General features: G+C 51.2%; 2 rRNA genes. Both read right to left on the bottom strand.

Annotation, left to right across the window (positions count from 1 at the left end):
• Positions 1-249 (bottom strand): 23S ribosomal RNA (locus B5M42_RS25095); the annotation flags it as partial.
• Positions 250-463: 214 nt separating this feature from the next.
• A 16S ribosomal RNA gene (locus B5M42_RS25090) occupies positions 464-643 on the bottom strand; the annotation flags it as partial.

Genomic DNA, 643 nt, shown 5'->3' with positions numbered 1-643 from the left:
GCTACTGACGGAATCACTTTTGTTTTCTTTTCCTCCAGGTACTTAGATGTTTCAGTTCCCTGGGTATGCCTCCATTGCAGCTATGTATTCACTACAAGGTGACTGCGCATTACCACAGCCGGGTTCCCCCATTCGGACATCCCCGGATCGAAGCCTGCTTACGGCTCCCCGAGGCATTTCGTCGTTCGCCACGTCCTTCTTCGGCTCCTAGCGCCTAGGCATCCTCCGTGTGCTCTTTCTAGCTTAACCGCTAGAAATTACATCTCATATTTGTTTGCACAAATGGTGAGTTGGATTTCTAAGTTAAATCACGCGTTTGTTACTTCTTGTTTCGTTATCTAGTTTTCAAGGAACACGCTGCGAATCGCAAGATTCGCCAGCTTACATTGAAAGGTTGCCCTTTCAAAACTGAACACGAGTGAAGGAAGCTTGACTGGTTCTTCGCAGAACCGAGTCTCCATAGAAAGGAGGTGATCCAGCCGCACCTTCCGATACGGCTACCTTGTTACGACTTCACCCCAATCATCTACCCCACCTTCGGCGGCTGGCCCCCTTGCGGGTTACCCCACCGACTTCGGGTGTTGTAAACTCTCGTGGTGTGACGGGCGGTGTGTACAAGACCCGGGAACGTATTCACCGCGGC

It is taken from the genome of Paenibacillus athensensis (assembly GCF_004514475.2).
In the GTDB taxonomy this organism is placed as follows: domain Bacteria; phylum Bacillota; class Bacilli; order Paenibacillales; family NBRC-103111; genus Paenibacillus_AL; species Paenibacillus_AL athensensis.
The sequence above is the reverse complement of the archived record's forward strand: the minus strand, read 5'-3'. Positions and strand labels throughout refer to the sequence as shown.